The sequence below is a fragment of the Bacteroides sp. AF25-38AC genome (genome assembly GCF_003602995.1).
GTDB classification, from domain to species: Bacteria; Bacteroidota; Bacteroidia; order Bacteroidales; family Bacteroidaceae; genus Bacteroides; species Bacteroides uniformis.
In genome coordinates this window covers 1-24,603 of record NZ_QTMD01000030.1, presented here as the reverse complement: position 1 = coordinate 24,603, position 24,603 = coordinate 1, and the positions used below count along the sequence as shown (strand labels likewise).

23 protein-coding genes are annotated in these 24,603 nt (G+C 46.9%); 10 read left to right on the top strand and 13 right to left on the bottom strand.

The features are described from left to right. The first annotated feature begins 36 nt into the window (after positions 1–36). The 9 genes from recJ (at position 37) to dnaG (ending at position 12,339) form a co-directional block, all read left to right on the top strand. Positions 37–1,752, top strand: a complete 1,716-nt coding sequence (recJ, locus tag DWY55_RS17365; RefSeq protein ID WP_005833333.1) for a single-stranded-DNA-specific exonuclease RecJ — start codon at positions 37–39, stop codon at positions 1,750–1,752. 210 nt (positions 1,753–1,962) lie between these two features. Beyond that, positions 1,963–3,873 (top strand): ATP-dependent DNA helicase RecQ, encoded by a 1,911-nt coding sequence (locus DWY55_RS17360; protein WP_008664190.1) that lies wholly within the window; start codon positions 1,963–1,965, stop codon positions 3,871–3,873. Positions 3,874–3,985: 112 nt separating this feature from the next. Beyond that, positions 3,986–4,945: a tetratricopeptide repeat protein gene (locus DWY55_RS17355; RefSeq protein ID WP_005830011.1), complete on the top strand. Its 960-nt coding sequence runs from the start codon at positions 3,986–3,988 to the stop codon at positions 4,943–4,945. Between the two features lie 21 nt (positions 4,946–4,966). Continuing rightward, positions 4,967–5,716, top strand: coding sequence for an endonuclease/exonuclease/phosphatase family protein (locus DWY55_RS17350; RefSeq protein ID WP_005830009.1), 750 nt, complete (start codon positions 4,967–4,969; stop codon positions 5,714–5,716). A gap of 293 nt (positions 5,717–6,009) precedes the next feature. Then, complete coding sequence (locus tag DWY55_RS17345) at positions 6,010–6,858, top strand: prephenate dehydratase (RefSeq protein ID WP_005830004.1); 849 nt, start codon at positions 6,010–6,012, stop codon at positions 6,856–6,858. Beyond that, complete coding sequence (locus DWY55_RS17340) at positions 6,833–8,014, top strand: pyridoxal phosphate-dependent aminotransferase (RefSeq protein ID WP_005830000.1); 1,182 nt, start codon at positions 6,833–6,835, stop codon at positions 8,012–8,014. Before DWY55_RS17345 ends, DWY55_RS17340 begins: the two co-directional genes overlap by 26 nt. A 214-nt stretch (positions 8,015–8,228) precedes the next feature. Continuing rightward, on the top strand, positions 8,229–9,296 hold the full coding sequence (locus DWY55_RS17335) for a bifunctional 3-deoxy-7-phosphoheptulonate synthase/chorismate mutase type II (RefSeq protein ID WP_005829998.1): 1,068 nt from the start codon (positions 8,229–8,231) through the stop codon (positions 9,294–9,296). An 85-nt stretch (positions 9,297–9,381) separates the two neighbouring features. Beyond that, entirely contained in the window at positions 9,382–10,155 is a 774-nt protein-coding gene (locus DWY55_RS17330; protein WP_008664194.1) for a prephenate dehydrogenase, read from the top strand. Positions 10,156–10,242: 87 nt separating this feature from the next. Then, entirely contained in the window at positions 10,243–12,339 is a 2,097-nt protein-coding gene (gene dnaG / locus DWY55_RS17325; RefSeq protein ID WP_057255821.1) for a DNA primase, read from the top strand. 22 nt (positions 12,340–12,361) lie between these two features. Here the strand turns inward: dnaG and folE are convergent, their stop codons facing one another. From folE to DWY55_RS17260, 13 genes are all read right to left on the bottom strand, one after another. Continuing rightward, entirely contained in the window at positions 12,362–12,949 is a 588-nt protein-coding gene (gene folE, locus DWY55_RS17320; RefSeq protein ID WP_005829983.1) for a GTP cyclohydrolase I FolE, read from the bottom strand. 9 nt (positions 12,950–12,958) lie between these two features. Continuing rightward, on the bottom strand, positions 12,959–13,417 hold the full coding sequence (locus DWY55_RS17315; protein ID WP_005829980.1) for an SPOR domain-containing protein: 459 nt from the start codon (positions 13,415–13,417) through the stop codon (positions 12,959–12,961). A 122-nt stretch (positions 13,418–13,539) separates the two neighbouring features. Then, on the bottom strand, positions 13,540–14,295 hold the full coding sequence (gene tpiA, locus DWY55_RS17310; RefSeq protein WP_005829974.1) for a triose-phosphate isomerase: 756 nt from the start codon (positions 14,293–14,295) through the stop codon (positions 13,540–13,542). Positions 14,296–14,345: 50 nt separating this feature from the next. Further along, entirely contained in the window at positions 14,346–15,638 is a 1,293-nt protein-coding gene (locus tag DWY55_RS17305) for a BT_3928 family protein (protein WP_005829971.1), read from the bottom strand. Continuing rightward, complete coding sequence (locus tag DWY55_RS17300; RefSeq protein ID WP_057258796.1) at positions 15,628–16,170, bottom strand: DUF1599 domain-containing protein; 543 nt, start codon at positions 16,168–16,170, stop codon at positions 15,628–15,630. The genes DWY55_RS17305 and DWY55_RS17300 overlap by 11 nt, the downstream gene beginning before the upstream one ends. A gap of 109 nt (positions 16,171–16,279) precedes the next feature. Further along, positions 16,280–17,149 carry a M23 family metallopeptidase gene (locus tag DWY55_RS17295; protein WP_005837478.1) on the bottom strand — a complete coding sequence of 290 codons (870 nt, stop codon included), beginning with the start codon at positions 17,147–17,149 and terminating at the stop codon, positions 16,280–16,282. A gap of 269 nt (positions 17,150–17,418) precedes the next feature. Continuing rightward, on the bottom strand, positions 17,419–19,515 hold the full coding sequence (gene recG / locus DWY55_RS17290; RefSeq protein WP_057258795.1) for an ATP-dependent DNA helicase RecG: 2,097 nt from the start codon (positions 19,513–19,515) through the stop codon (positions 17,419–17,421). Further along, positions 19,503–20,177, bottom strand: coding sequence for a 2-C-methyl-D-erythritol 4-phosphate cytidylyltransferase (locus DWY55_RS17285; RefSeq protein ID WP_005833354.1), 675 nt, complete (start codon positions 20,175–20,177; stop codon positions 19,503–19,505). Before DWY55_RS17285 ends, recG begins: the two co-directional genes overlap by 13 nt. Before the next feature lie 34 nt (positions 20,178–20,211). Next, a complete protein-coding gene (locus DWY55_RS17280) occupies positions 20,212–20,766 on the bottom strand; it encodes a DJ-1 family glyoxalase III (RefSeq protein WP_005829959.1) in 555 nt (184 codons plus the stop codon). A gap of 14 nt (positions 20,767–20,780) precedes the next feature. Continuing rightward, positions 20,781–21,599: a TonB family protein gene (locus DWY55_RS17275; RefSeq protein ID WP_005829957.1), complete on the bottom strand. Its 819-nt coding sequence runs from the start codon at positions 21,597–21,599 to the stop codon at positions 20,781–20,783. A gap of 34 nt (positions 21,600–21,633) precedes the next feature. After that, on the bottom strand, positions 21,634–22,044 hold the full coding sequence (locus tag DWY55_RS17270; RefSeq protein ID WP_005833355.1) for an ExbD/TolR family protein: 411 nt from the start codon (positions 22,042–22,044) through the stop codon (positions 21,634–21,636). 34 nt (positions 22,045–22,078) lie between these two features. Next, the gene (locus DWY55_RS17265; RefSeq protein WP_005833356.1) at positions 22,079–22,795 is read right to left on the bottom strand and encodes a MotA/TolQ/ExbB proton channel family protein; all 717 of its coding nucleotides are present in this window, start codon (positions 22,793–22,795) and stop codon (positions 22,079–22,081) included. Continuing rightward, the gene (locus DWY55_RS17260; protein ID WP_005833357.1) at positions 22,795–23,508 is read right to left on the bottom strand and encodes a pyridoxine 5'-phosphate synthase; all 714 of its coding nucleotides are present in this window, start codon (positions 23,506–23,508) and stop codon (positions 22,795–22,797) included. Before DWY55_RS17260 ends, DWY55_RS17265 begins: the two co-directional genes overlap by 1 nt. Before the next feature lie 104 nt (positions 23,509–23,612). On the opposite strand from DWY55_RS17260, the gene DWY55_RS17255 reads away from it, so the two are divergent. Continuing rightward, entirely contained in the window at positions 23,613–24,482 is an 870-nt protein-coding gene (locus tag DWY55_RS17255; RefSeq protein WP_009037868.1) for an NAD kinase, read from the top strand. The last annotated feature ends 121 nt before the right edge of the window (positions 24,483–24,603 follow it).

The window sequence follows — 24,603 nt, the reverse complement described above, 5'->3', positions numbered from 1 at the left end:
CATCTTGAGATAGAAAAAGAAAAAATAATATATAAAATGACTCACAAATGGAATTATCAACCCATTACACCCGAACAGGCAGAAGCAAGCCAACAACTGGCCCAAGAATTGGGAATTAGCCCAATATTGGGAAAATTGCTGGTGGAGCGGGGAATAACAACGGCAGCGGATGCCCGGAAGTTTTTCCGCCCCCAACTACCGGACTTATACGACCCATTCCTGATGAAGGATATGGATATAGCCGTAGAGCGCCTGAACAAGGCAATGGGAAAGAAAGAGCGCATTCTTGTTTATGGAGATTATGACGTAGACGGTACCACGGCTGTGGCATTGGTCTACAAGTTTATTCAACAGTTCTATTCGAACATCGACTACTATATCCCCGACCGTTACAATGAGGGGTATGGAGTTTCAATCCAAGGAGTAGACTATGCCGCAGAGAGTGGTGTAGGTTTGATTATTGTATTGGACTGCGGTATCAAAGCCGTCGAAGAAATCACATACGCCAAGGAGAAAGGCATTGATTTCATCATCTGCGACCATCATGTCCCCGATGATGTACTGCCCCCTGCTGTAGCCATTCTGAATGCCAAACGGGAAGACAACACCTATCCTTATGAACATCTGTCCGGATGCGGTGTAGGCTTTAAGTTCATGCAGGCATTTGCCCTCAACAACGGTATCGAGTTCCATCACCTTATCCCTTTACTGGACCTCTGCGCCGTCAGTATCGCATCGGATATTGTCCCCATTATGGGTGAAAACCGCATTCTCGCCTACCACGGTTTGAAGCAGTTGAACAGTAATCCCAGCGTAGGCCTGAAAGCAATCATTGATGTCTGCGGACTGACGGACAAGGACATCACCGTCAGTGACATTGTATTCAAAATAGGTCCCCGCATCAACGCCTCCGGACGTATCCAGAACGGGAAAGAAGCTGTTGACTTGCTTACTGAAAAAGATTTCTCTCTTGCCCTGGAGAAAGCCGGACAAATCAACCAATACAACGAGACACGCAAGGACTTGGACAAGACCATGACCGAGGAGGCCAACAAGATTGTAGCTGACCTGGACGGACTTGCCGACCGACGTTCCATCGTATTGTACAATGAAGACTGGCATAAAGGCGTCATCGGCATCGTAGCCTCCCGGCTGACGGAAATCTATTACCGGCCGGCAGTAGTACTGACACGTACGGATGACATGGCAACCGGATCTGCCCGTTCCGTCTCCGGATTCGATGTCTACAAAGCCATTGAATACTGCCGCGACCTTCTGGAAAACTTCGGAGGTCATACCTACGCCGCCGGTCTTTCCATGAAGGTGGAAAATGTACCGGCCTTTATCGAACGCTTCGAAGAGTTCGTATCACAAAATATCCTGCCGGAACAGACATGCGCCGTCATCGACATCAATGCCGAGATTGATTTCAGAGACATCACTCCGAAATTCTTCAGCGACTTGAAGAAATTCAATCCATTCGGACCGGACAATGCCAAACCCATTTTCTGTACGCACAATGTCTATGATTATGGTACCAGCAAAGTCGTAGGCCGCGACCAGGAACATATCAAGCTAGAACTGGTGGATAATAAATCGAACAATGTAATGAACGGCATCGCTTTCGGGCAAAGTTCCCACGTACGCTTCATCAAGACCAAACGTTCCTTCGACATCTGCTATTCCATTGAAGAGAATACCCATAAGAGGGGTGAAGTGCAGTTGCAGATTGAAGACATAAAGCCGAACTGAAAGCCTCTCCCCTAACCCCTCCCCCACAGGGAGGGGAATAAGAATAGTCTCCTTATATTAAGGAAATGATGAAAATTGGTTGATGCTATAAGATTAGTAATCACTACTATTAGCATAGAGAAGGAAAGAATATCAATTCAACGATAAGAAGTAGCAAGAAAGTTCAATAAGACCATGAGCAGCAGTAGTAACTTCAAAACTCCCCTCCCTATGGGGGAGGGATTGGGGGTGAGGCTTCTGAAGCAATACTGGGGATACGATACCTTCCGGGGAATCCAGGAAGATATCATCAACAGCATTACCGAGGGACGGGACACTTTGGGACTAATGCCCACGGGAGGAGGAAAATCCATCACTTTCCAAGTTCCGGCACTTGCTAAAGAAGGACTTTGCCTGGTCATCACTCCGTTGATTGCCCTCATGAAAGACCAGGTACAAAACCTGAAAAAGCGGGGAATCAAGGCGCTTGCCATCTACTCAGGCATGAGCAGGCAGGAAATCATCGTCACACTGGAGAACTGTATATTCGGCAATTTCAAGTTCCTCTATATCTCCCCCGAAAGGCTCGATACTGAAATCTTCCGCACCAAACTGCAGAAGATGAAAATCAGTATGATTACGGTAGACGAAAGCCACTGCATATCGCAATGGGGCTACGACTTCCGTCCTGCCTATCTGAAGATAGCCGAGATACGCACACTGCTACCCGGTGTACCCGTGCTGGCACTGACAGCCACTGCCACTCCGGAAGTAGTGAAAGATATCCAGGCCCGTCTGCATTTCCGTGAGGAAAATGTGTTCTGCATGAGTTTCGAGCGCAAAAATCTCGCCTATATCGTCCGTAAAACGGAAAACAAGACGGGAGAGCTGTTGCACATCCTGCGCCGTATGCCCGGAAGCGCCATCATCTATGTGCGCAACCGCCGCCGCACCAAGGAAATTACCGAACTGCTGCACAACGAAGGCATCACCGCAGATTTCTACCATGCCGGACTGGATGACGCCACCAAAGACATCCGCCAACAACGCTGGCAAACAGGAGAAAGCCGTGTCATGGTCGCCACCAATGCATTCGGTATGGGTATCGACAAACCGGATGTACGGATTGTCATCCACATGGACCTGCCCGATTCCATAGAAGCCTACTTCCAGGAAGCAGGACGTGCCGGAAGGGACGGACAAAAAGCCTACGCGGTCGTCCTTTACGCCAAGTCGGATAAGGCAACACTGCACAAACGCATTCCCGACACCTTTCCTGAAAAAGAGTATATAAAGGAAGTATATGAGCATCTTCAATACTATTACCAGATGGCAATGGGAGACGGACAAGGCTGTGTACGCGAGTTCAATATAGAAGACTTTTGTCGAAAGTTCAAGTACTTCCCCGTTCCCGTGGACAGTGCCTTGAAGATTCTGACACAAGCGGGATACCTGGAATATACAGACGAACAAGACAATGCATCCCGGCTACTGTTCACTATCCGTCGAGATGAACTTTATAAACTGAGAGAGCTCGGCGAAGATATGGACAAACTCATCCAAACCATTCTCCGCTCCTATACCGGGGTTTTCACAGACCATGCTTTCATCAATGAAGATTCACTGGCCATACGCACTGGACTCACACGCCGGCAAGTGTATGAACAGCTCATCCACCTAGCCAAGCTACATATCGTCAGTTACATCCCCCGCAAAAAGACACCATATATAATATACACGCGAGAGAGGGTTGAAATGCGCCACCTGCAAATCCCTTCCACCGTGTACGAGGAACGCAAAGAGCGATATGAGAAACGCATAAGTGCCATGCTGGATTACGTGAGCAGCGATACCGTGTGCCGTAGCCGGATGCTGCTACACTACTTCGGAGAGAAGAACGAGCATAACTGCGGGCAGTGCGACACTTGCATCAATTTGAAGAACAAGAAACCTTCCGGCCACCTTTCGGAAAAGGAACTTTCTGAAAAGATTCTTCAAGCCCTATCTGATAAACGACAAACTCCAGCCACTTTGGCAGAACAGATAGCAGACGATAAAAACATGCTCATCGATGTGTTACATGGATTGTTGGACGAAGGCAAGGTAATTGCTGTCAACGGAATGCTTCAAATCAAAAAATAATTCATTACTTTTGCCGTTGGAAAAGAATGTCCTGCCGCTGAGAGGAACATCTCCTATCAGCCATGCCCCTCCTTTTCCTTTTTAATTTTTAATTCTTTAATTTTAATCACCTATGGGATTCTTTAAATCTTTTTTCTCCGGCAAGTCAGACAGTCCGGCAAATGAGAAACAAAAAAACGAACAGAAGAATTTTGAGATATTCAAGTATGACGGTATGCGCGCACAACGCATGGGCCGTACAGACTACGCCATCAAATGCTTCACTGAAGCCCTTGCCATTCAGGAAGACTTCGAGACCATGGGATATCTCGCCCAAGTCTACACCCAGACCAGCGAACTGGACGAGGCGCACAAACTACTGGAACGCATGACCGAAATAGAGCCGGAACATATCTCCACCTACCTCAGTCTTGCCAACGTATGCTACATGCAGGAAGACTATCCCGCCATGGCAGGAGCGGCAAAGAAGGCTATCGAAATAGAAGAGGGCAACGCCATGGCACATTACCTGCTCGGCAAAGCAGACAATGGGCAAGGGGACGGCATCATGTGCATCGCCCATCTTACGAAAGCCATCGTACTGAAAGATGATTTCATCGAAGCACGTCTGCTCCGTGCCGAAGCCCTGGTCCAAATGCAGCAATACAAGGAAGCGATGGAAGACATAGACACCATTCTGGCACAAGACCCGGAAGACGAAAGTGCCATCTTGCTCCGCGGAAAGATAGAAGAAGCTACGGGAGACAAAGAAAAAGCAGAAAGCAGCTATCAGAAAGTGACGGAGTTGAATCCCTTCAACGAACAAGCCTTCCTCTACTTAGGACAGCTTTACATCACCCAAAACAAACTGGCAGAAGCCATCGAGCTCTTTACGGAAGCCACAGAACTGAACCCTAATTTCGCAGAGGCCTATCATGAGCGCGGACGTGCCAAGTTGCTGAACGGCGACAAGGAAGGTTCTGCAGAAGACATGAAGAAAGGACTGGAACTCAATCCTAAAGAGATACAGAACTTTAACGGACAATATGGTAACCAACCGGGGGGAAGTACCGGTAATATCCTGGGATTATGACAAATTCAATTATTGCCGCCAATGAAACGAAATTTATTTCTATCAGTACTTTTTGTACTGATGTTCGCACCTGCCCATGCACAGCAAGTGAACATATTGTCCTATAACGTACATAATTGCATAGGTATGGACAAGGAGTACAATTACCGGCGCATTGCCAATGTTATCAGTCAAACTTCTCCGGACATAGTCGCCCTGCAGGAACTTGACAGTGTAACGGTGCGCAACAAAGGAATCCATGCTCTCGGAGAACTAGAAAAACTGACCGGAATGCACGGGACTTATGCAGCAGCCATTCCTTTTCAGGGTGGAAGCTACGGCATCGGAATCCTCTCCAGAGAGATACCCATAAAATACAAAATCATTCCAATGCCCGGACGGGAAGAAAAACGTACCCTCATTATTGCAGAATTTAAAGATTATGTATTTTGTGCCACACACCAGTCCCTCACTCCAGAAGACCAGCTCCTTGCCGTACCATTGATAGAAAAAGCCTTGCAAAACGTCGATAAGCCCATCTTTATGGCAGGCGACATGAACTCTGCACCAGCAAGCGTTCCCCAGCTGGAATTGGCAAAACATTTTGCCACCCTCAATGACACAACCTCTTATACTTTCCCGGCAGACCGTCCCAACCGATGTATAGACTACATCTACGGCTATTCCAAGAATGGGTATCGGTTTGACGTACAATACCGGAAAGTCATAGAAGACACCATTTCATCCGACCATCGTCCGGTTCAAGTCATTGTACAAGTTAAAGGGAAATAAGTTAAATTGCTACTATCCCTAAAAAAAACATTGTTTTTTGTTTGTATATAAAAGAAAAGCATTACTTTTGTCACGTAATTCAAAAATAGAGAATACAAGTATGAAGTCATTTACTTATGCATATTACTTCTTTTTTTACTTTTACTTTAGCCAGAAAGTAGAGCGGGAGTTTGTATGTATCAAGTGACAGTGATGCTTAAGGACTGAATAGAGAAACAAGTAAATATACAGAATCCCGCTCCATCGTATGGAAGCGGGATTTTTTTTATAGCATAACCAAGAAAATAAAAATAATGAAAAAGGTAGCCATTCAAGGAACATTAGGCTCGTATCACGACATCGCCGCACACAAGTACTTCGAAGGAGAAGAAATAGAGTTAATCTGTTGCGCCAACTTTGAAGACGTGTTCGGTGCCATCAAAAAAGACAGTCAGACCATAGGAATGCTGGCGATAGAAAACACCATTGCAGGTAGTTTGCTGCATAACAATGAGCTATTACGCCAAAGTGGCGCACAGATTGTCGGCGAGTACAAGCTGCGTATTTCCCATAGTTTTGTCTGCCTGCCCGATGAAGACTGGGATGATATTACCGAAGTCAACTCCCACCCTATCGCCCTGATGCAATGCCGTGAATTCCTGGGACAACACCCCGGAATCAAAGTGGTGGAAGGCGAAGATACCGCCCGCAGTGCCGAAATCATCCAACAGGAACATCTGAAAGGCCATGCAGCTATCTGCTCCAAAGCTGCTGCAGAGCGTTATGGCATGAAGGTCCTGCAGGAAGGTATCGAAACCAACAAACATAACTTCACCCGTTTCCTGGTCGTAGCCGACCCTTGGCAAGTAGATGAACTGAACCGGCATCGCAGCAAGGACGTCAACAAGGCAAGCATGGTATTCACACTTCCCCATACTGAAGGAAGCCTTTCCCAAGTATTGTCTATTTTGTCTTTCTACCGCATCAACCTGACCAAGATACAATCACTGCCCATCATCGGGCGTGAATGGGAATACCAGTTTTACGTAGATGTCGTCTTCGACAATGTACTGAGATATAAACAATCCATTGCGGCCATCACACCGCTGACCAAAGAGCTGAAAATATTAGGAGAATATGAAGATGGAAAATCAAACGTGTAGAATAAAGCCTGCCGACCGCCTGGCAAGCGTAAGCGAATATTACTTCTCGAAGAAGCTGAAAGAAGTGGCACAAATGAATGCCGAAGGAATGGATGTCATCAGCCTGGGAATCGGAAGCCCCGACATGCCGCCTTCCGAAAAGACAATCCGGACACTTTGCGAAGCTGCCTGCAATCCGGACGGACATGGTTACATGCCCTACGTAGGTATCCCCGAACTGCGCCGCGGTTTTGCGGACTGGTACCAAAAATGGTACGGTGTAGCATTGAATCCCAACACAGAGATACAACCGCTCATCGGCTCCAAAGAAGGCATCCTGCACGTGACGCTGGCCTTTGTCAACCCCGGTGAACAAGTATTGGTTCCCAATCCCGGCTATCCCACCTATACTTCATTAAGCAAGATTCTGGGTGCCGAGGTCGTGAACTATAACTTGAAAGAAGAAAACGGCTGGATGCCCGACTTCGACGAACTGGAACGGATGGACATGAGCCGTGTAAAACTGATGTGGACCAACTATCCCAATATGCCCACCGGGGCGAACGCAACACCGGAACTGTACCGGAAACTGGTGGACTTCGCACGCCGCAAGGACATCGTCATCGTAAACGACAACCCCTACAGTTTCATCCTGAACGAACATCCTATCAGCATCCTCAGCATTCCGGGTGCCAAAGAGTGCTGCATAGAATTCAATTCCATGAGCAAAAGCCACAACATGCCGGGCTGGCGTATCGGCATGCTTGCCTCGAATGCCGACTTCGTGCAATGGATATTGAAAGTAAAAAGCAACATCGACAGCGGTATGTTCCGTGCCATGCAACTGGCAGCCGCCACTGCCCTGGAAGCAGAGCAAGACTGGTATGACGGCAACAACGCGAATTACCGCAACCGCCGTCAGTTGGCAGGAGAAATCATGCATACCTTGGGTTGCACCTACGACGAAAACCAGGTAGGCATGTTCCTCTGGGGCAAAATCCCCGACAGCTGTACAGACGTGGAAGAACTGACTGAACACGTGCTGCATAAAGCCAGAGTGTTCATTACTCCCGGGTTTATCTTCGGAAGTAACGGGAAACGGTATATCCGCATCTCCCTCTGCTGTAAGGACAATAAACTGGCAGAAGCATTGAAGCGTATCAAGGACATGAAATAAATGCTTACAAGTAAGAGATGAACACCCTAAAGCCGGAATCCCGTTTACTAAAACTCCACCGGAGATTTACTAAAACGGGAGGAACGATTTAGTAAATCTTCTCCGACGTTTTACTAAATCTCCGGGACCTTGCTCAGAAAGTCTTCTGAAAAGGAGGAAACGTCACAAGGAAGAAAAAGCATAATTAAAGAATATTATTAAACAAATAAAGAATATGGAACTCGAATTAGAACCTATCACATTACCTGGTGTTGAAGACAAACGCCCTATGGTAATAGCCGGCCCCTGCAGTGCCGAAACCGAAGAACAAGTAATGAGCACCGCCAAACAATTGGCAGACAAAGGCCTCAAGCTATTCCGTGCCGGCATCTGGAAACCGCGCACCAAACCGGGCGGCTTCGAAGGAGTAGGCGTAGACGGCCTTGCATGGCTGAAGGAGGTAAAGAAAGAAACCGGCATGTACGTTTCAACAGAAGTAGCTACCGCCAAACATGTATACGAATGCCTGAAGGCTGGAATTGACCTTCTTTGGGTAGGTGCACGTACCACCGCCAATCCTTTCGCCGTACAGGAAATTGCCGATGCACTGAAAGGCGTAGATATCCCGGTACTGGTGAAGAATCCGGTAAATCCTGACCTGGAGCTGTGGATTGGAGCTTTGGAACGTATCAACAATGCAGGCTTGAAACGTCTGGGTGCCATCCATCGCGGATTCAGCAGCTATGACAAAAAGCTCTACCGTAACTTGCCCCAATGGCATATCCCCATTGAGCTGCGCCGCCGAATTCCCAACCTTCCTATTATCTGTGACCCCAGCCACATAGGTGGAAAGCGCGAACTGGTTGCTCCACTCTGCCAGCAAGCTATGGATTTGGGCTTCAACGGACTGATTATCGAGAGCCACTGCAACCCGGACTGTGCCTGGAGCGATGCAGCCCAGCAAGTCACCCCGGATGTGCTGGATTACATCCTCAACCTGCTGGTCATCCGCAAGGAAACACAAAGCACCGAGAACCTCAGCGAATTGCGCAAGCAGATAGACGAATGCGACAACAATCTTATTCAGGAGCTGGCCAAACGGATGCGTGTGGCACGTGAAATCGGTACATACAAAAAAGAGCATGACATGACCATCCTGCAAACCGGACGCTACAACGAAATCCTCGAGAAACGCGGCTCGCAAGGCGCATTGTGTGGCATGGATGCTGAATTCATCAAAAAGGTATTTGAGGCGATACACGAAGAAAGTGTGAGGCAACAAATGGAAATTATAAATAAGTAATTATTTAATGTGCCAATGTGCTTATTGGCTGCGCAGTGATGCCGCATGGCAATAAGCACATTAGCACATTAGCACATTAAACATCATGAGAATACTTATACTTGGGGCCGGAAAAATGGGCTCTTTCTTTACAGATATATTGAGTTTCCAGCACGAGACGGCTGTGTTCGATGTCAACCCGCACCAACTGCGTTTTGTCTACAACACCTACCGCTTCACTACATTGGAGGAAATCAAGGAGTTCGAGCCGGAACTGGTCATCAATGCCGCTACGGTGAAATACACACTGGACGCCTTCCGCCAAGTGCTGCCAGTACTGCCTAAGGACTGCATCATCAGTGACATTGCTTCGGTAAAGACCGGATTGAAGAAATTTTACGAAGAAAGCGGTTTCCGATATGTATCGACACATCCCATGTTCGGCCCTACTTTTGCCAGTCTCAGCAATCTGAATACAGAGAATGCCATCATCATCAGCGAAGGTGACCACTTGGGAAAAATCTTCTTCAAGGACCTCTACCAGACAATGAAACTGAACATCTTCGAATATACATTCGACGAGCATGATGAGACTGTAGCCTATTCGCTGTCCATTCCGTTTGTATCCACCTTCGTGTTTGCAGCGGTAATGAAACACCAGGAAGCTCCAGGCACTACATTCAAGAAGCACATGGCTATTGCCAAAGGACTGCTGAGTGAAGATGACTACTTGCTCCAAGAAATTCTCTTCAACCCGCGCACTCCCTCACAAGTGGAGAACATCCGCCTGGAACTGAAGAATCTGCTGGAAATCATCAACAACAAGGATGCGGAAGGCATGAAGAAGTATCTGACCAAAATCAGAGAAAAGATTAAATAGAAAAGATGTCCATTGTGAAAACATCAGGTTCCCTCGTCCTCAACGAGGGATTTTTTTTATCTTTGCACTGTTAATAGAACCGCTTTCATGATAGACCAACCCACTATAGACAGAATTCTCGATGCCGCACAAATATACGATGTCGTATCGGACTTCGTTACCCTGCGCAAACGCGGCGTGAATTATGTAGGACTGTGTCCCTTCCACGATGACAAAACCCCTTCCTTCTATGTATCCCCCGCCAAAGGGCTCTGCAAGTGTTTTGCCTGCGGAAAAGGAGGAAATGCAGTGCATTTCATCATGGAGCACGAACAGATGTCTTATCCTGAGGCGCTGAAATATCTCGCAAAAAAATACGGCATTGAAATCAAAGAACGCGAACTATCCAGCGAGGAGAAGATAGCACAGAGCGAACGGGAAAGCCTCTTCATTGTGAACAACTTTGCCCGTGACTACTTCCAGAATATCCTAAAGAACCACGTAGACGGACGGAGTATCGGCATGGCCTATTTCCGCAGCCGCGGCTTCCGGGATGACATCATCGAGAAGTTCCAGTTGGGCTATTGTACCGAGAGCCACGATGCCCTTGCCCAGGAAGCTTTGAAAAAAGGCTATAAAAAGGATTATCTTGTCAAGACCGGCCTCTGCTACGAGACGGACGACCACCGACTGCGCGACCGCTTCTGGGGGCGGGTCATCTTTCCGGTACACACTCTCTCCGGTAAGGTGGTGGCTTTCGGGGGACGTGTGCTTGCCGGCGCCACCAAAGGCGTCAAGGTGAAGTACGTCAACTCGCCTGAATCGGAGATTTACCATAAAAGCAATGAACTGTACGGCATATATTTTGCCAAACAAGCCATTGTGAAACAAGACCGTTGTTTTCTGGTCGAAGGTTATACAGACGTCATTTCCATGCACCAATCGGGCATAGAGAATGTGGTTGCCTCTTCGGGCACAGCATTGACATCCGGACAAATCCGGATGATTCATCGTTTCACCAACAATATGACAGTGCTCTACGACGGTGATGCTGCCGGTATAAAGGCTTCTATCCGAGGTATTGATATGTTGCTGGAAGAAGGCATGAACGTCAAAGTCTGCCTCCTGCCCGATGGTGACGACCCGGACTCCTTTGCCCGCAAACACAATGCGACGGAGTTCCAGGCCTTCATACAAGAGAATGAAACGGACTTTATCCGCTTCAAAACCAATCTGTTGCTGGAAGATGCTGGAAAAGACCCCATCAAGCGTGCCGAGCTTATAGGAAACCTTGTGCAAAGCATTTCCATCATTCCCGAAGCCATTGTGCGTGATGTCTATATCAAGGAGTGCGCCCAATTATTGCACGTAGAAGACAAACTGCTGGTTTCTGAGGTTGCCAAGCGTCGAGAAAAGCAAGCCGAGCAACAAGCTGAGCGAGCAGAACGTGAGCGTCGGTCGGCCAATGCCGCAAGAGCCAATGCAGAAGCGGAGGTCAATGGCAGTCATACTGCAGCTACCAGCCCCGACGCACAACAAGCTGGCTATCCGTCCCAATCACTGCCTGCCGGTCTCCCTTCCGAAACACCTCCACCTTTTCCACCCGAGGAAGAATATGTATCCTTCATCCCGCAGGAGGGCAAGGAGGGCCAGGAGTTCTATAAATACGAACGACTTATTCTGAAGATGGTAGTGCTCTATGGTGAGCGGGTGATGTGCAATGTCACCAATGAAGAGGGGCAGGAAACCCCTATCACTGTAACTGAATATATAGTCAATGATTTAAAAGAAGACGAACTTGCCTTCCACAATCCGCTTCACCGGCAAATCCTGACAGAGGCTGCCGAACGTATCCACAATGAGGGTTTTACCGCCGAACGGTATTTTGTGGCGCATCCCGACCCCGTCATCAGCAAGCTGAGTGTGGAGCTTATCAGCAACCGCTATCAGTTAAGGAAATCACAGATAGAACAAATGGTGACGGACGAAGAACGCCTCTATGAGCTAATTCCACGGTTAATGATAAACTTCAAATATGCCATCGTCTGCGAAGAATTGAAGCATACCCTATTTGCGTTACAGAACCCTGCCATAGCCAATGATGAAACCCAGTGTAACAGCATCATGGAGCGCTACAACGAATTGAACAAAGTAAAAAGCATCATGGCAAAGCGGCTGGGAGACAGAGTCATCCTGAATTTTTAAATTCAATTCGGGGAGTTCTCCGTCAAGAATTATGCCTGATTAAATTCATAAATTCCTCGCGGGTCTTCGCTTGGTTGAATGCTCCGGTAAAATCGGATGTAGTGGTAATGGAGTTCTGTTTCTCTACTCCGCGCATCTGCATGCACATGTGTTTGGCTTCCACAACAACCATAACCCCCAGCGGATTCAGCGTCTCCTGAATACACTCTTTTATTTGGAGAGTCATACGTTCCTGCACTTGCAGGCGGTGAGAGAAAATATCCACTACGCGGGCTATCTTGCTCAGTCCGGTAATGTAGCCGTTAGGAATATATGCCACATGTGCCTTTCCGTAGAAGGGAAGCATGTGATGTTCGCAAAGCGAGAAGAAATCAATGTCTTTCACAATCACCATCTGACTGTATTCTTCTTGAAACTTGGCTGAACGGAGTACCTCGTGCGGGTCCATATGATACCCTTTCGTCAACGACAACATGGCCTTCGCCACCCGTTCAGGTGTCTTCTGCAAACCTTCACGTCCGGCATCTTCACCCAACAGAGTAAGGATGCGGTGATAATGTTCCTTCAATTCATCTAATGAAGGAGATACAATTTCTTCTTTTCCTAACATGATAATTCTTTATAAGGGGATGTTTATCTGCTCTTTCACGATAGAAACTTCCTTGAATACACCAGTAGCCCGCAACTGACGCATCATGGCATCCGCTTCTTCGATACTGCGGAAATCTCCTGCACGGCACAGCCAACGGGGGGGATTGAAAGAGGTATAAACTGTAAGTTCGGGAAAATGTTCCTTGATGCGGGTAGCTACCGCATAAGCTTCGTTCTTGGCCTGACGGGTATTATTCCCTGCATAAACTTGTATGCGGTAACCCGAACTTTTAATCACTTTCTGCTCATCCGAACCGGCAGGAACATACTCCGAACCTATCAATGCCGCAATGCGTGCATCTTGATGGATAGTCACCTTGCCTTGTCCCGGCACATTACGTTCCAGGCTTTTCACAATATTATTCTGCGCTACAGAAATCGTTGCAAAAGCGAAACATGCAACTAAAAGTAAACCAAGCTTTTTCATGAGTCAATATCTTTATATAACGGAAAATGGAAAGCTGAAAATGGAAAATAGAAAATGAAAAACAGTCATGCAGATACAACATGCAATCCATTTTCAATTTTCAACTTTCAGCTTTCAACTATTTAATTAAAGGCATCGATGATACCCTTGAAGTCAGAAACCTTCAAGGCAGCACCACCAATCAGACCGCCGTCAACATCCGGGTTGGCAAACAGTTCCTTTGCATTAGAAGGCTTACAGCTGCCACCATAAAGGATAGAGCAGTTGTCAGCAATTTCCTTACCATACTTTTCAGCAATCAAGGAACGGATGAAAGCGTGGATTTCCTGTGCTTGTTCTGCAGTAGCAGTCTTACCGGTACCGATAGCCCAAACCGGCTCGTAAGCCAAAATAATCTTAGAGAAATCTTCGGCAGACAAAGAGAATACAGAAGCCAGCTGAGCGGCTACCACTTCATTCTGCTTGTTTGCTTCACGTTCTTCCAATACCTCACCGATACAGAAAATCGGAGTCAGACCGTTAGCCAAAGCCAATTTTACTTTTTCTTCCAGAATAGCAACTGTTTCACCATAGTAAGCACGACGTTCAGAGTGACCCAGAATGACATATTTTGCACCAGTAGAAGCAACCATAGCAGCTGATACTTCGCCGGTATATGCGCCTGACTCCTTGTCTGCACAGTTTTCTGCACCTACACCAATCTTGGCAGCGTCTACCAAAGGAGTAACAGATGCCAGGTGGATAAACGGAGTACAGATGATTACATCACAGTTAGGCTTTTCGTTAGCCAATGTTTCATTCAGTTCTTTTGCAAGAGCAATACCCTCTTGGAGGGTTTTGTTCATTTTCCAGTTTCCTGCAACAATGTTTTTTCTCATTTTGTTTTATTATTAAAAGGGTTAATGTATTTACTATTTACTATTTGATACTATTGTTGTCTGAGGCGTTGTTTCTCCCGGCGCCTTACGACTAAAATATCGACACAAAGCACCATCATCAGAGGAAGGATGAACCACAGCAACACATAGCCTATTGTTTGTAAGTCACTTTCCTGCTTCTGCTTGCCCAATTCCAACTTGTCCAGGCTATCGGTCAGCACATATTCATCAGGCAGCCGGTTGTCACTCCACTTATTCAAAATTGTTCCGTCCTTTACCAACAGCAAACCGGGATTTGAACGGATAATGGTCTTCAGCGTAATATCATCTGTCTGGCAGAAAGGGTATTCCGCTCCAGTCTTGTCACGCCACAATTCTATCTCGTCTTCCGGAGATGAAGTCAAGGCATAAAAGCCATAACCATGCTCCACACTGTAATCGTATATTTCATTGATAAGGTCGATGTTACTGTCGTCCGCTCCTTCTATCCGATGGGCAACCAGCAGAAACGTATATCCTTTATCCGACAGTACGCTGTCCGTTATATCTTCCCATGTATCCAGACTCATCATGGAAAAATCATGAATGGGAGGTTCATAACCTTTTTCCTTCAGTATCGTACGCGATTCTACAAACGTCCATGTACTGTCCGGATAGTTGTCCAATGTAAATTCCTGACGCTTTCCTCCTTTTTCCAAAATGAACCGGCTTTCAAACACGCTTGGTTTAGCACCTTCCGGAATTTCCATGCCCGCCTTGATATTCGCTCCAATTCTGTAAGGTCGGAAATCAAGTATCGGCAAATTCTCCAGGCAATAGAAGGACAACGCAAACACAAATAGAAACGTATACATGGAAATCATCCACTCCATCTTCGGAGTAATGAAACGCACCAGTAAATCCTGCCACTTGAATACAGATACTGCCGCCACCAACAATACTACGTTCTTGCCGAAAGTCTGCCAATTGGTCAATATCCACGCATCACCGAAGCATCCGCAGTCGGATACCGGATTCGCCAAAGCCAGATAAAGTGTTAGCGGAGTCATTACAACCATCAGCAATAATGCCAATACAGATGCCACCTTCCGGCGTATACCCAAAAACAAGAAAACACCTACACTGAACTCTATGGCAGACAACGCTATCCCTACCAGCAAGGGCGCATAAGAAGGAAACCAGGAAATCATGCCGAAAGCCGTCAGGTAATCTTGAATTTTATAGAAGAAACCCAACGGATCAACAGCTTTCACAAATCCGGAAAATATGAACAAAGCCCCCAGCAGAAAACGGCAGAGGTTCACCCAAACTTTCCCGACAATATGTTTCTTGTCAATCTCCAAATTTAATCTTAATTAAGCCGAATACAGAATAGTTAATCATATCCATATAGTTGGCATCAATACCTTCCGAAACCAAAGTCGCTCCGGACAAGCTTTCAATCTGCTTTGTCCGGTAAATCTTCATCAATATCAAATCCGTATACGAACTGATACGCATACTACGCCAAGCCTCATCATAGTCATGATTTTTGGCAAGCATCAGCTCCAAAGAGGTTTTGGCATATTTGTCATACAGCACCAATGCCTCTTCATTGGTCATATCGGCAGCTTCGGCATAACCAAGTTCCAACTGTATCAGCCCTACAATTCCATAGTTGACAATAGCTATGAATTCAGAACGGATGCCTTCGTCTACCAAAGTCACCCCTTTCGTTTCAATACTTCTGATACGGTTGGCTTTGATGAATATCTGATCTGTTACGGAAGACGGACGAAGAATGCGCCACGCCGGACCGTAATCATGAAGTTTCTTAGAGAACAAGTCACGGCAAACCGCAATGACATGTTCAAATTGTTGCTTGGTATCTTTCATTTCCTTTTTTCACAGTGCGCTGCAAAGATAGGAATAATTAAAGAAAAAGAAAAAGAGGGCACTCTAAAATCTATTAAAGTACCCTCTTCTATAGAGATTGTTTACGTTTTTATGAGCAGCGCAATACTTGTCCCGGTCTCAGGATTGTTTTACGCGTAATTCTGTTCAGTTTGCAAAGCTTGTCGATGGAGGTTCCCTGACGTGCTGCAATCCGTCCCAATGTGTCTCCCTTCTTTACCTTATAGAACAGACCTTCACCCGATGCCATGCTACGCGCCGTACCGGAAGAGCCTTTTGTTTTATGGAAAGTATAGGAATCAGCTACGATATCCTGCTTTTCAAAATCAAACATAAGCGCAGGATTGATGGGAATACCCAAGAAACGGGTTTCAAAGTGAAGGTGTGAACCGGTAGAACGTCCGGTATTTCCTCCCAATGCAATCGGTTCGCCAGCTTTTACCAACTGGTTTGTATCAACTAATTGTTTAGACAAGTGTCCGTAAACGGTTTCCAAGCCATTGTCGTGACGAATAACGACGTATTTGCCGTATCCACGACGACCTTGATTCTTGACAACGCGTACTTTTCCATCAAAAGCCGCACGGATTGTATCGCCTACATACACCTTGATATCCAAACCATAATGAGCTCTTCTTCTCCGGGGACGGTAACCGAATACATCTGTGATACGGGTATTGGGAGTAGGCATACAGAAACCTGTCAAATCAAATGTATAGCTCTCAGGCACAATCGCATTGCCATAGGCTTGTACGAATTCGTTGTTCCAGTTGGGATACAAATCCAAACCCGGATACAATGATTGTTCTGCACGTATCTGTTTTTGCAAAGCCAGTGAATCAACACTCTTAAGTTTTCTGTCGATAGGGGCCTGGCGGGCAATCAGGTCTTGCGAGAAAGAATTCAAGCTAACCATTGCCGTCGCAGCCAATAAAGCAGTTTTTATCCAATTAAAATTCATCCGTTTCGTCATTCATTTTGATATCCGTTGCAAGCATCTCGGCAAATCAAACACCACCTGTTCTATGCGAATATCCAGATTGATTTTCAAAAATTCTCCCAAAGGTAACATTTCTCTCTGAAAAACGACATCAGTCATTAACTATTTTTTCGAAGTGGAGGGAACTACAAGGCCCGCAAAGAAGCCTTAATTCCCTATGGATAGGAGATTTACAAGCAAACATGTTTTACAACATAAAATGCAATAAAAGTGCATGTTTAACCGTTTTTTCAGCTAATGGCAGCCCAATTAATGTTCGTTTTTCTCAACGCTTTCAGTTGTCGCCACAAGACCTCATTCTCAGGCAACATGCCATGTGGATCTGCATCCACCACCGTTTGCGCCACTTCACGGACATATTGCAGCAATTGTCCGTCACGGGCTATATCGGCAATCTTCAGGTCGAAAGCAATGCCGCTCTGCTGTGTCCCTTCCAAATCTCCAGGACCACGTAGTTTCAAGTCTGCTTCCGCTATTTCAAAGCCGTCATTAGTCCGCACCATTATCTCCAAACGCTTCCTTGTATCCTCCGCCAACTTGTAGCCGGTAACCAGGATACAATAGGACTGGTCAGCTCCACGTCCTACACGTCCCCGAAGCTGATGAAGCTGGGACAGCCCGAAACGCTCGGCGTTCTCAATCACCATCACCGAAGCATTGGGCACATTTACACCTACCTCAATCACGGTGGTAGCCACCATTATCTGTGCCTCGCCGGATACAAACAATTGCATCTGAGCATCCTTTTCAGCAGGTTTCATCTTTCCATGTACCTTGCAAACCCTATACTCGGGAAACTCTTCACAAACATGCAGATACCCTTCTTCAAGGTTCTTTAAGTCAATCTTTTCGCTTTCCTTAATCAGCGGGTAGACAATATAGACCTGCCGGCCTTCGGCAATCTGCTTGTGCATGGACTGATACAAGCTTATCCGACGGCTATCAAACTGATGAAGAGTGACAATCGGTTTACGTCCGGGAGGCAATTCATCGATGACAGACACATCCAAATCGCCATAAAGCGTCATTGCCAATGTACGGGGAATCGGGGTTGCCGTCATCACCAATACATGGGGAGGCTGCACATTCTTTGTCCACAACCGTGCCCGTTGGGCCACACCGAAACGATGCTGCTCGTCAATCACAACCAAACCGAGCGAAGCAAAATTCACCGTATCTTCAATGACGGCATGGGTACCTATCAGTATATGTATGTCTCCCGTCAACAAACCGACAAGGATAGCTTCGCGCCGCTTGCCCTTAACAGAACCGGTCAACAGTTCCACACGTACCTCCATTCCATACAGCAGCTCACGGATGGTTTCATAGTGCTGGTTTGCCAAAATCTCGGTAGGTGCCATCATGCATGCCTGAAAACCATTATCGAGCGCCATCAACATACTCATCAGTGCGACAAGCGTCTTTCCACTTCCCACATCCCCTTGCAGCAAGCGGTTCATCTGCTTTCCTGAGCCTACATCCTTACGGATTTCCTTCAATACCCGCTTCTGTGCATTGGTCAGTTCAAAAGGAAGATTACGGGAGTAGAAGGTATTGAACACTTCGCCCACCCTTTCAAAAATATAACCGCGATATTTCCGCTGACGGTCTTTTGCATACCTCAGGATATTCAACTGTACGTAAAAGAGCTCCTCAAACTTCAGGCGATACTGTGCCTTACGCAATAAATCCGGATTAGCGGGAAAGTGTATATTGACCAAAGCTTCCGTCAACGGCATCAGATGATGCTCGGCAAGTATAGCGGGAGAAAGGGTCTCGGGCAACGGCTCACGCAACTGCTGCACCACCGTATTCATCATCTTCTCGATGGCATGCGAATTGAGAGAACTCCGTTTCATCTTTTCAGTCGTATTATAATAAGGTTGTAACCCCATGGACGACAATTTCAAATCCGAAGCAGAGTCTATATCCGGATGAGCCATATTTATTCTACCATTGAAGAAGGTCGGTTTTCCGAACACAATATATTCCTGATGCACTTTATACTTCCCTACCAAATATTTGATGCCCTGGAACCAAACCAGGTCCACCACCCCCGTACCGTCCGAGAAATGAGCAATCAACCTGCGCTGGCGCCCTTCTCCAGCCGTCTCAAAACTTAGTATTTCACCTTTCAGCTGAATATAGGGCATCGTCCCATCGATCTCCTGAATATAATAAATCCGACTGCGGTCTACATATTTATATGGAAAGTAATATAGCAAATCGTGCAAGGAGTAAATGCCCAATTCCTTATTGAGCACCGAAGCACGCTGCGGCCCGACGCCCGACAAATATTTTATGTCACGCGTGGCTAAATCGAACATGAACCTATCAGAGCTGTGGCTATTTTTAAATCAAAAGGAGTGGTTATTTTAATGTTTTCCCGGTTTCCCGGCGTCAAAAAGACAGATACACCCAATGCCTCCACCACAGAAGCATCATCGGTAAAATGGGGTGTATAGGGCTGCTCGTATGCCGCTTTCAGCAGTTCCGCATCAAAAACCTGGGGAGTCTGCACCAATCTATAATCATCCCTGCCGACAGTCACACTGCTTTCCCCTTCCATACGGCGAACGGTCTCCACCACACCGATTACCGGAATTACGGCCTTTTTCTCGGCCGCCAAGTCATAACAGCGTGCAATCACTTCCCGGGCCACGAACGGACGCACCCCATCGTGCACACCGACCAAAGCAGGTGTCTTGACCAAAGCCAAACCGTTCTTTACGGAGTGGAACCGCGTCTCCCCCCCATCTGCAATGGCATGCGGCAATGAAAAACGGTACTCCCTGCACAGCTGCCTCCAGTAATCCTGCTGGCTGTGGGGAAGTACCAATATTATCCGTATCTCAGCATTGTAGTCATAAAACGCCTCCAGAGTGCGCATCAAAACAGGTTTCCCCCCTATCGGGAGAAACTGTTTGGGGAGTTCGGTCCCCATGCGCAACCCCTTACCACCGGCAACAATCAGAGCATACTGAACCATTTATGATTTATGATTTATGATTTATGATTTAAAATCATAAATCCGTTACGCACATAGCTTCTTTCAGTTCCTGCACCTTCTCTTTGCCTTGCAACAGCTCCACTACGGCCAATGCAAACTCCATGGCAGCGCCCGGTCCTTTACCAGTGATGATATTGCCATCTCTTTCTACCGGAGCACCCGTACATTCGGCACCTTCCAAATACTGTTCAAAGCCGGGATAGCAAGTAGCCTTCTTGCCTTTCAGCAATCCCAGCTTACCCAATACCATAGGAGCCGCACAAATAGCAGCAATCGGTTTCTGCTCTTGGGCAAAACGCAGTACCAGATTACGCAGTTCTCCACACTTCTCCAAAGTGGACGCACCCGGCATACCGCCAGGCAATAATACAAGCTCTGCATCAAAGAAGTCGCAGTTCACTACATTCTTATCGCACAAGACCGGAACATCGTGTGCTCCCGTCACTATTTCATCAGGGGTTACCGTCACCATTTCTACGTTCAGTCCGGCGCGTCTCATCACATCCACAGAAGTAAAAGCTTCTATTTCTTCAAATCCGTCGGCAAAAAAAACATAAACTGTACCCATAATTGTTCCTCCTCTTATTTTAGATTAAAATAATACGTTATTGTTCCCGTCTGATTGTTCAAGCCGCTTACCGCATTGAAACGGGCTTTCTTGGCAGCATCCTCCGCCGCTTTCCGCAATGCGGGATTGACGGTATTGGTCTGGCGGTTGATGCTGGTTGCTATCACATGTCCGGCAGGGTTCACTGTGATGGTCACCACAACCCTACCTTCATCCTGCACATTATATACCGGCCGCGGCAATCCGCCCTCACCAAGAGAACGTCCGCCCAAATTAAACGAGCCGTAGCCTCCCGTACCCGAAGTGGCTCCGGACGGAGCATTTCCCGTAGGACTTCCTTGAATACCTTCGCCTTCCGTATCGCCTTTACTACCCATTTGGGCACCTTTGCCAAAAGCGCCAGCTACCCGTTTACGGGCAGCTTCCTCGGCTTCCTTACGTTCCCGTTCGGCTTTTGCCGCTGCCAGTTTGCGGGCCTCTTCCGCTTTTTCGGCTTCCGTCTTTTCCGGTTTCTTCACCTCCTCCTTTTTCTTGGGTTCGGCTTTGGGCTTTATGGCAACGGTTTCTTCAGTTTCCTGCGTAATGATGTCCTGCTCCACCGTTTCCTGCACCTGAGGAGCGGTTTCCTCCGGCATGACATCCACCTTTACTAAAGAAGGGTCGGCAGCGCCCAGTGCATCGGGCACCTCTCCCAGCATAACGGGTACACCGCCTTCTTCCGAGGGTTCCGGCGGTGTGAATCCTACCAGTATCAGAAGGGCAATAATGGCAACATGCACCACAAGTGCACCTGCCATACCTATATATTTTCCTTTCTTCTTCCGATTCACCATTGCATTTACAATTTAGCCATGTACAATGTACGATTTAGTTTTCCGGTGGTCGTGTAGCCAGCACCATCTTGAATTTATTCTCGTTTGCAATGTTCAGCACCTTCACGATTTCCCGGTAAGGCACTGTTTCGTCAGCATACAAAGCTATATACATTTCAGGCTCCCTCTCCGCACACGATTGTAGGAAAGGAGTCAATTCTTCAAGCGTCAGAGACAGTTCCTTGTCATTGCCAAAAGCAGCATAATAATTCAGATTCTTATCTATGATGACTCTTGTCAAAGGCTTTGCAGAAGTCTGTTGCTTTCCCTGCGGCAGCAGTACCTTGATAGCATTGGGCGATACCATGGTAGATGTTATCATAAAGAAAATCAGCAGCAGGAAAATCAGGTCCGTCATGGACGCCATACTGAAATTGGGTGATATTTTAGCTCTACGTTTTAACACGCCTTTAAGTTTTAATTCTTAATTCTTTAATTAATCATTTCGCCGGTTCGTTCAACAAATCCATGAATGCCATTGTCTTGGCTTCCATCTTGTTGACCACGCCATCTATCAATGTCACCAGGTAATTGTAGGCAAACATAGCTATGATACCGACTATCAAACCGCCCACCGTAGTAATCATCGCCTCATAAATACCACCGGAAAGCAACGTTATATCAATATTATTTCCGGCATTTGCCATTTGCCAAAATGCACGTACCATACCCGTCACCGTGCCAAGGAAGCCTAGCATAGGAGCGCCACCGGAAATCGTGGCCATAATCGTCATTCCCTTCTCCAGTTTGGCAACCTCAATATTACCCACATTCTCGATGGCAGCCTGCACATCGTTCACCGGGCGTCCCAAACGGCTGATACCCTTTTCAATCATACGGGCCGAGGGAGTATCCACACTGCGACAATAAGCAATGGCAGCTTTCAATTCCCCACCCAAAATATAATCCTTTATTTTATCCATGAACTGAGGGTCTTCTTTCCCCGCCTTCCGGATAACATAATTACGTTCAAACAAGATGTAGAAACAAAGTACGGACATCAAACCCAAGACAATCATAATCCAGCCACCTTTGATGGCCATGCTCCATAAATTCATTTCGTCGGAAGCGTTTACTTGTGTCAGTACCGGATTGGCACCTGCAATAGAGTCAGTCAGTGCCGGAGCCACTTGGGCCAATAACAACATTACATTCATCAGCGAAGACAGTTTTTATATTCCTTGACCGTACGCTCCAATCCCAGATACAACGCGTCACTAATCAGCGCATGCCCGATGGATACCTCGTCCAGCCACGGAATGTTTTGATAAAAATAATTCAGATTCACCAGACTCAGATCATGTCCGGCATTCAGCCCCAGACCTAAGCTGCGGGCCACCTTGGCAGCCTCGACAAAAGGAGCTACAGCCGCTTCCCGTCCTTTGGGATAAGCCGTAGCATAAGGTTCCGTATATAGCTCCACGCGGTCGGCACCGGCTTTGGCAGCATATTCTATCATTTCGGCATCGGTGGAAACAAATACGGAAGTACGGATACCAGCATTGTTGAACTCATCCAACACTTCGTTCAAGAAGTCAAAATGGGTCTTGGTATCCCAGCCTGCGTTTGAAGTCAGCTGTGTAGGGCTGTCGGGCACCAAAGTTACCTGATGCGGTTTCACCTTCAAGACCAAATCCATAAATTCGGGTGTAGGATAACCCTCGATATTGAACTCTGTCCGCAGCAACGGCCGCAAATCATATACATCCTTACGGCGGATATGCCTCTCGTCAGGACGGGGATGCACCGTAATGCCATCAGCACCAAAGTCTTCACAATCCAGCGCTACCTTCACAACATTCGGGACATCACCTCCACGGGCATTGCGCAGCGTTGCCACCTTATTTATATTAACGCTTAATCTAGTCATAATTCGGTTTATAGTTTGGGACAAAAGTACAAATAATAGTTATATATTGGCAGCATTCTGAGAAAAAAATAGCATCTTTGCACTTCAATCCAACAGAATTGATTATGAAATTTGCCATATTCGGAAATACCTACCAAGCAAAGAAATCCTCGCATGCAGAAAACCTCTTCCGGTTGCTCGGACAGCATAATGCACAGCTCTGCATCTGCCGGGAATTCCATCACTTCCTGACTACCGATTTACATTTAAACATACCTGACGCCGAATTGTTTGACGGAGATGATTTCTGTGCCGACATGGTTATCAGCATCGGTGGCGACGGCACTTTCCTGAAAGCAGCCAGCCGTGTAGGAAAGAAGAATATCCCCATATTGGGCATCAATACCGGCCGGCTGGGTTTCCTTGCCGACATCTCACCGGAAGAGATGGAAGAGACCTTCGATGAAATCTACAACAACCACTATAAGGTGGAAGAGCGTAGTGTACTGCAATTGAGGTGCGACGATGAACGCTTGATGCAATCCCCTTACGCCCTCAATGAGATAGCCGTATTGAAGCGGGACAGTTCGTCCATGATCAGTATCCACGCCGCCATCAATGGCGCTCCGTTGACCACTTATCAAGCTGACGGCCTAGTTATCTCCACACCTACCGGTTCCACCGCCTACTCACTCAGCGTCGGCGGTCCGGTCATTGTGCCCCACAGTAAAACCATTGCCATCACCCCGGTGGCTCCACACAGCCTCAACGTCCGTCCCATCGTCATTTGTGACGACTGGGAAATTACACTTGATGTGGAAAGCCGCAGCCACAACTTCTTGGTTGCCATCGACGGCCGTAGCGAGTCCTGCAAAGAAACGACCCAGTTGCACATCTCACGTGCCGACTATAGCATAAAGGTAGTGAAACGGTTCAACCATATTTTCTTTGATACCCTTCGCAATAAACTAATGTGGGGGGCGGACATCAGATAAGCCTATATCACTTCATTCACTCCAGCAGGATAACTTATTTACCTCAGTGGGGAACTCCATTTACTGTCTTATCCTGATATAGGTAGACACATTTACAAACTAATAAATGTGTTACTATTAT

Excerpts from the sequence above, each read along its gene's own strand:
- recJ (WP_005833333.1), top strand. The coding sequence starts at position 37 with ATGACTCACAAATGGAATTATCAACCCATTACACCCGAACAGGCAGAA.
- DWY55_RS17260 (WP_005833357.1), bottom strand. The coding sequence starts at position 23,508 with ATGACTAGATTAAGCGTTAATATAAATAAGGTGGCAACGCTGCGCAAT.
- DWY55_RS17350 (WP_005830009.1), top strand. The coding sequence starts at position 4,967 with ATGAAACGAAATTTATTTCTATCAGTACTTTTTGTACTGATGTTCGCA.
- DWY55_RS17285 (WP_005833354.1), bottom strand. The coding sequence starts at position 20,177 with ATGGTTCAGTATGCTCTGATTGTTGCCGGTGGTAAGGGGTTGCGCATG.
- folE (WP_005829983.1), bottom strand. The coding sequence starts at position 12,949 with ATGTTAGGAAAAGAAGAAATTGTATCTCCTTCATTAGATGAATTGAAG.
- DWY55_RS17360 (WP_008664190.1), top strand. The coding sequence starts at position 1,963 with ATGGGGGAGGGATTGGGGGTGAGGCTTCTGAAGCAATACTGGGGATAC.
- DWY55_RS17280 (WP_005829959.1), bottom strand. The coding sequence starts at position 20,766 with ATGGGTACAGTTTATGTTTTTTTTGCCGACGGATTTGAAGAAATAGAA.
- DWY55_RS17315 (WP_005829980.1), bottom strand. The coding sequence starts at position 13,417 with ATGAAAAAGCTTGGTTTACTTTTAGTTGCATGTTTCGCTTTTGCAACG.
- DWY55_RS17295 (WP_005837478.1), bottom strand. The coding sequence starts at position 17,149 with ATGAATTTTAATTGGATAAAAACTGCTTTATTGGCTGCGACGGCAATG.
- DWY55_RS17300 (WP_057258796.1), bottom strand. The coding sequence starts at position 16,170 with ATGAAAGATACCAAGCAACAATTTGAACATGTCATTGCGGTTTGCCGT.
- DWY55_RS17335 (WP_005829998.1), top strand. The coding sequence starts at position 8,229 with ATGGAACTCGAATTAGAACCTATCACATTACCTGGTGTTGAAGACAAA.
- DWY55_RS17330 (WP_008664194.1), top strand. The coding sequence starts at position 9,382 with ATGAGAATACTTATACTTGGGGCCGGAAAAATGGGCTCTTTCTTTACA.
- dnaG (WP_057255821.1), top strand. The coding sequence starts at position 10,243 with ATGATAGACCAACCCACTATAGACAGAATTCTCGATGCCGCACAAATA.
- DWY55_RS17355 (WP_005830011.1), top strand. The coding sequence starts at position 3,986 with ATGGGATTCTTTAAATCTTTTTTCTCCGGCAAGTCAGACAGTCCGGCA.
- tpiA (WP_005829974.1), bottom strand. The coding sequence starts at position 14,295 with ATGAGAAAAAACATTGTTGCAGGAAACTGGAAAATGAACAAAACCCTC.
- DWY55_RS17340 (WP_005830000.1), top strand. The coding sequence starts at position 6,833 with ATGAAGATGGAAAATCAAACGTGTAGAATAAAGCCTGCCGACCGCCTG.
- DWY55_RS17255 (WP_009037868.1), top strand. The coding sequence starts at position 23,613 with ATGAAATTTGCCATATTCGGAAATACCTACCAAGCAAAGAAATCCTCG.
- DWY55_RS17275 (WP_005829957.1), bottom strand. The coding sequence starts at position 21,599 with ATGGTGAATCGGAAGAAGAAAGGAAAATATATAGGTATGGCAGGTGCA.
- DWY55_RS17345 (WP_005830004.1), top strand. The coding sequence starts at position 6,010 with ATGAAAAAGGTAGCCATTCAAGGAACATTAGGCTCGTATCACGACATC.
- recG (WP_057258795.1), bottom strand. The coding sequence starts at position 19,515 with ATGTTCGATTTAGCCACGCGTGACATAAAATATTTGTCGGGCGTCGGG.
- DWY55_RS17265 (WP_005833356.1), bottom strand. The coding sequence starts at position 22,795 with ATGAATGTAATGTTGTTATTGGCCCAAGTGGCTCCGGCACTGACTGAC.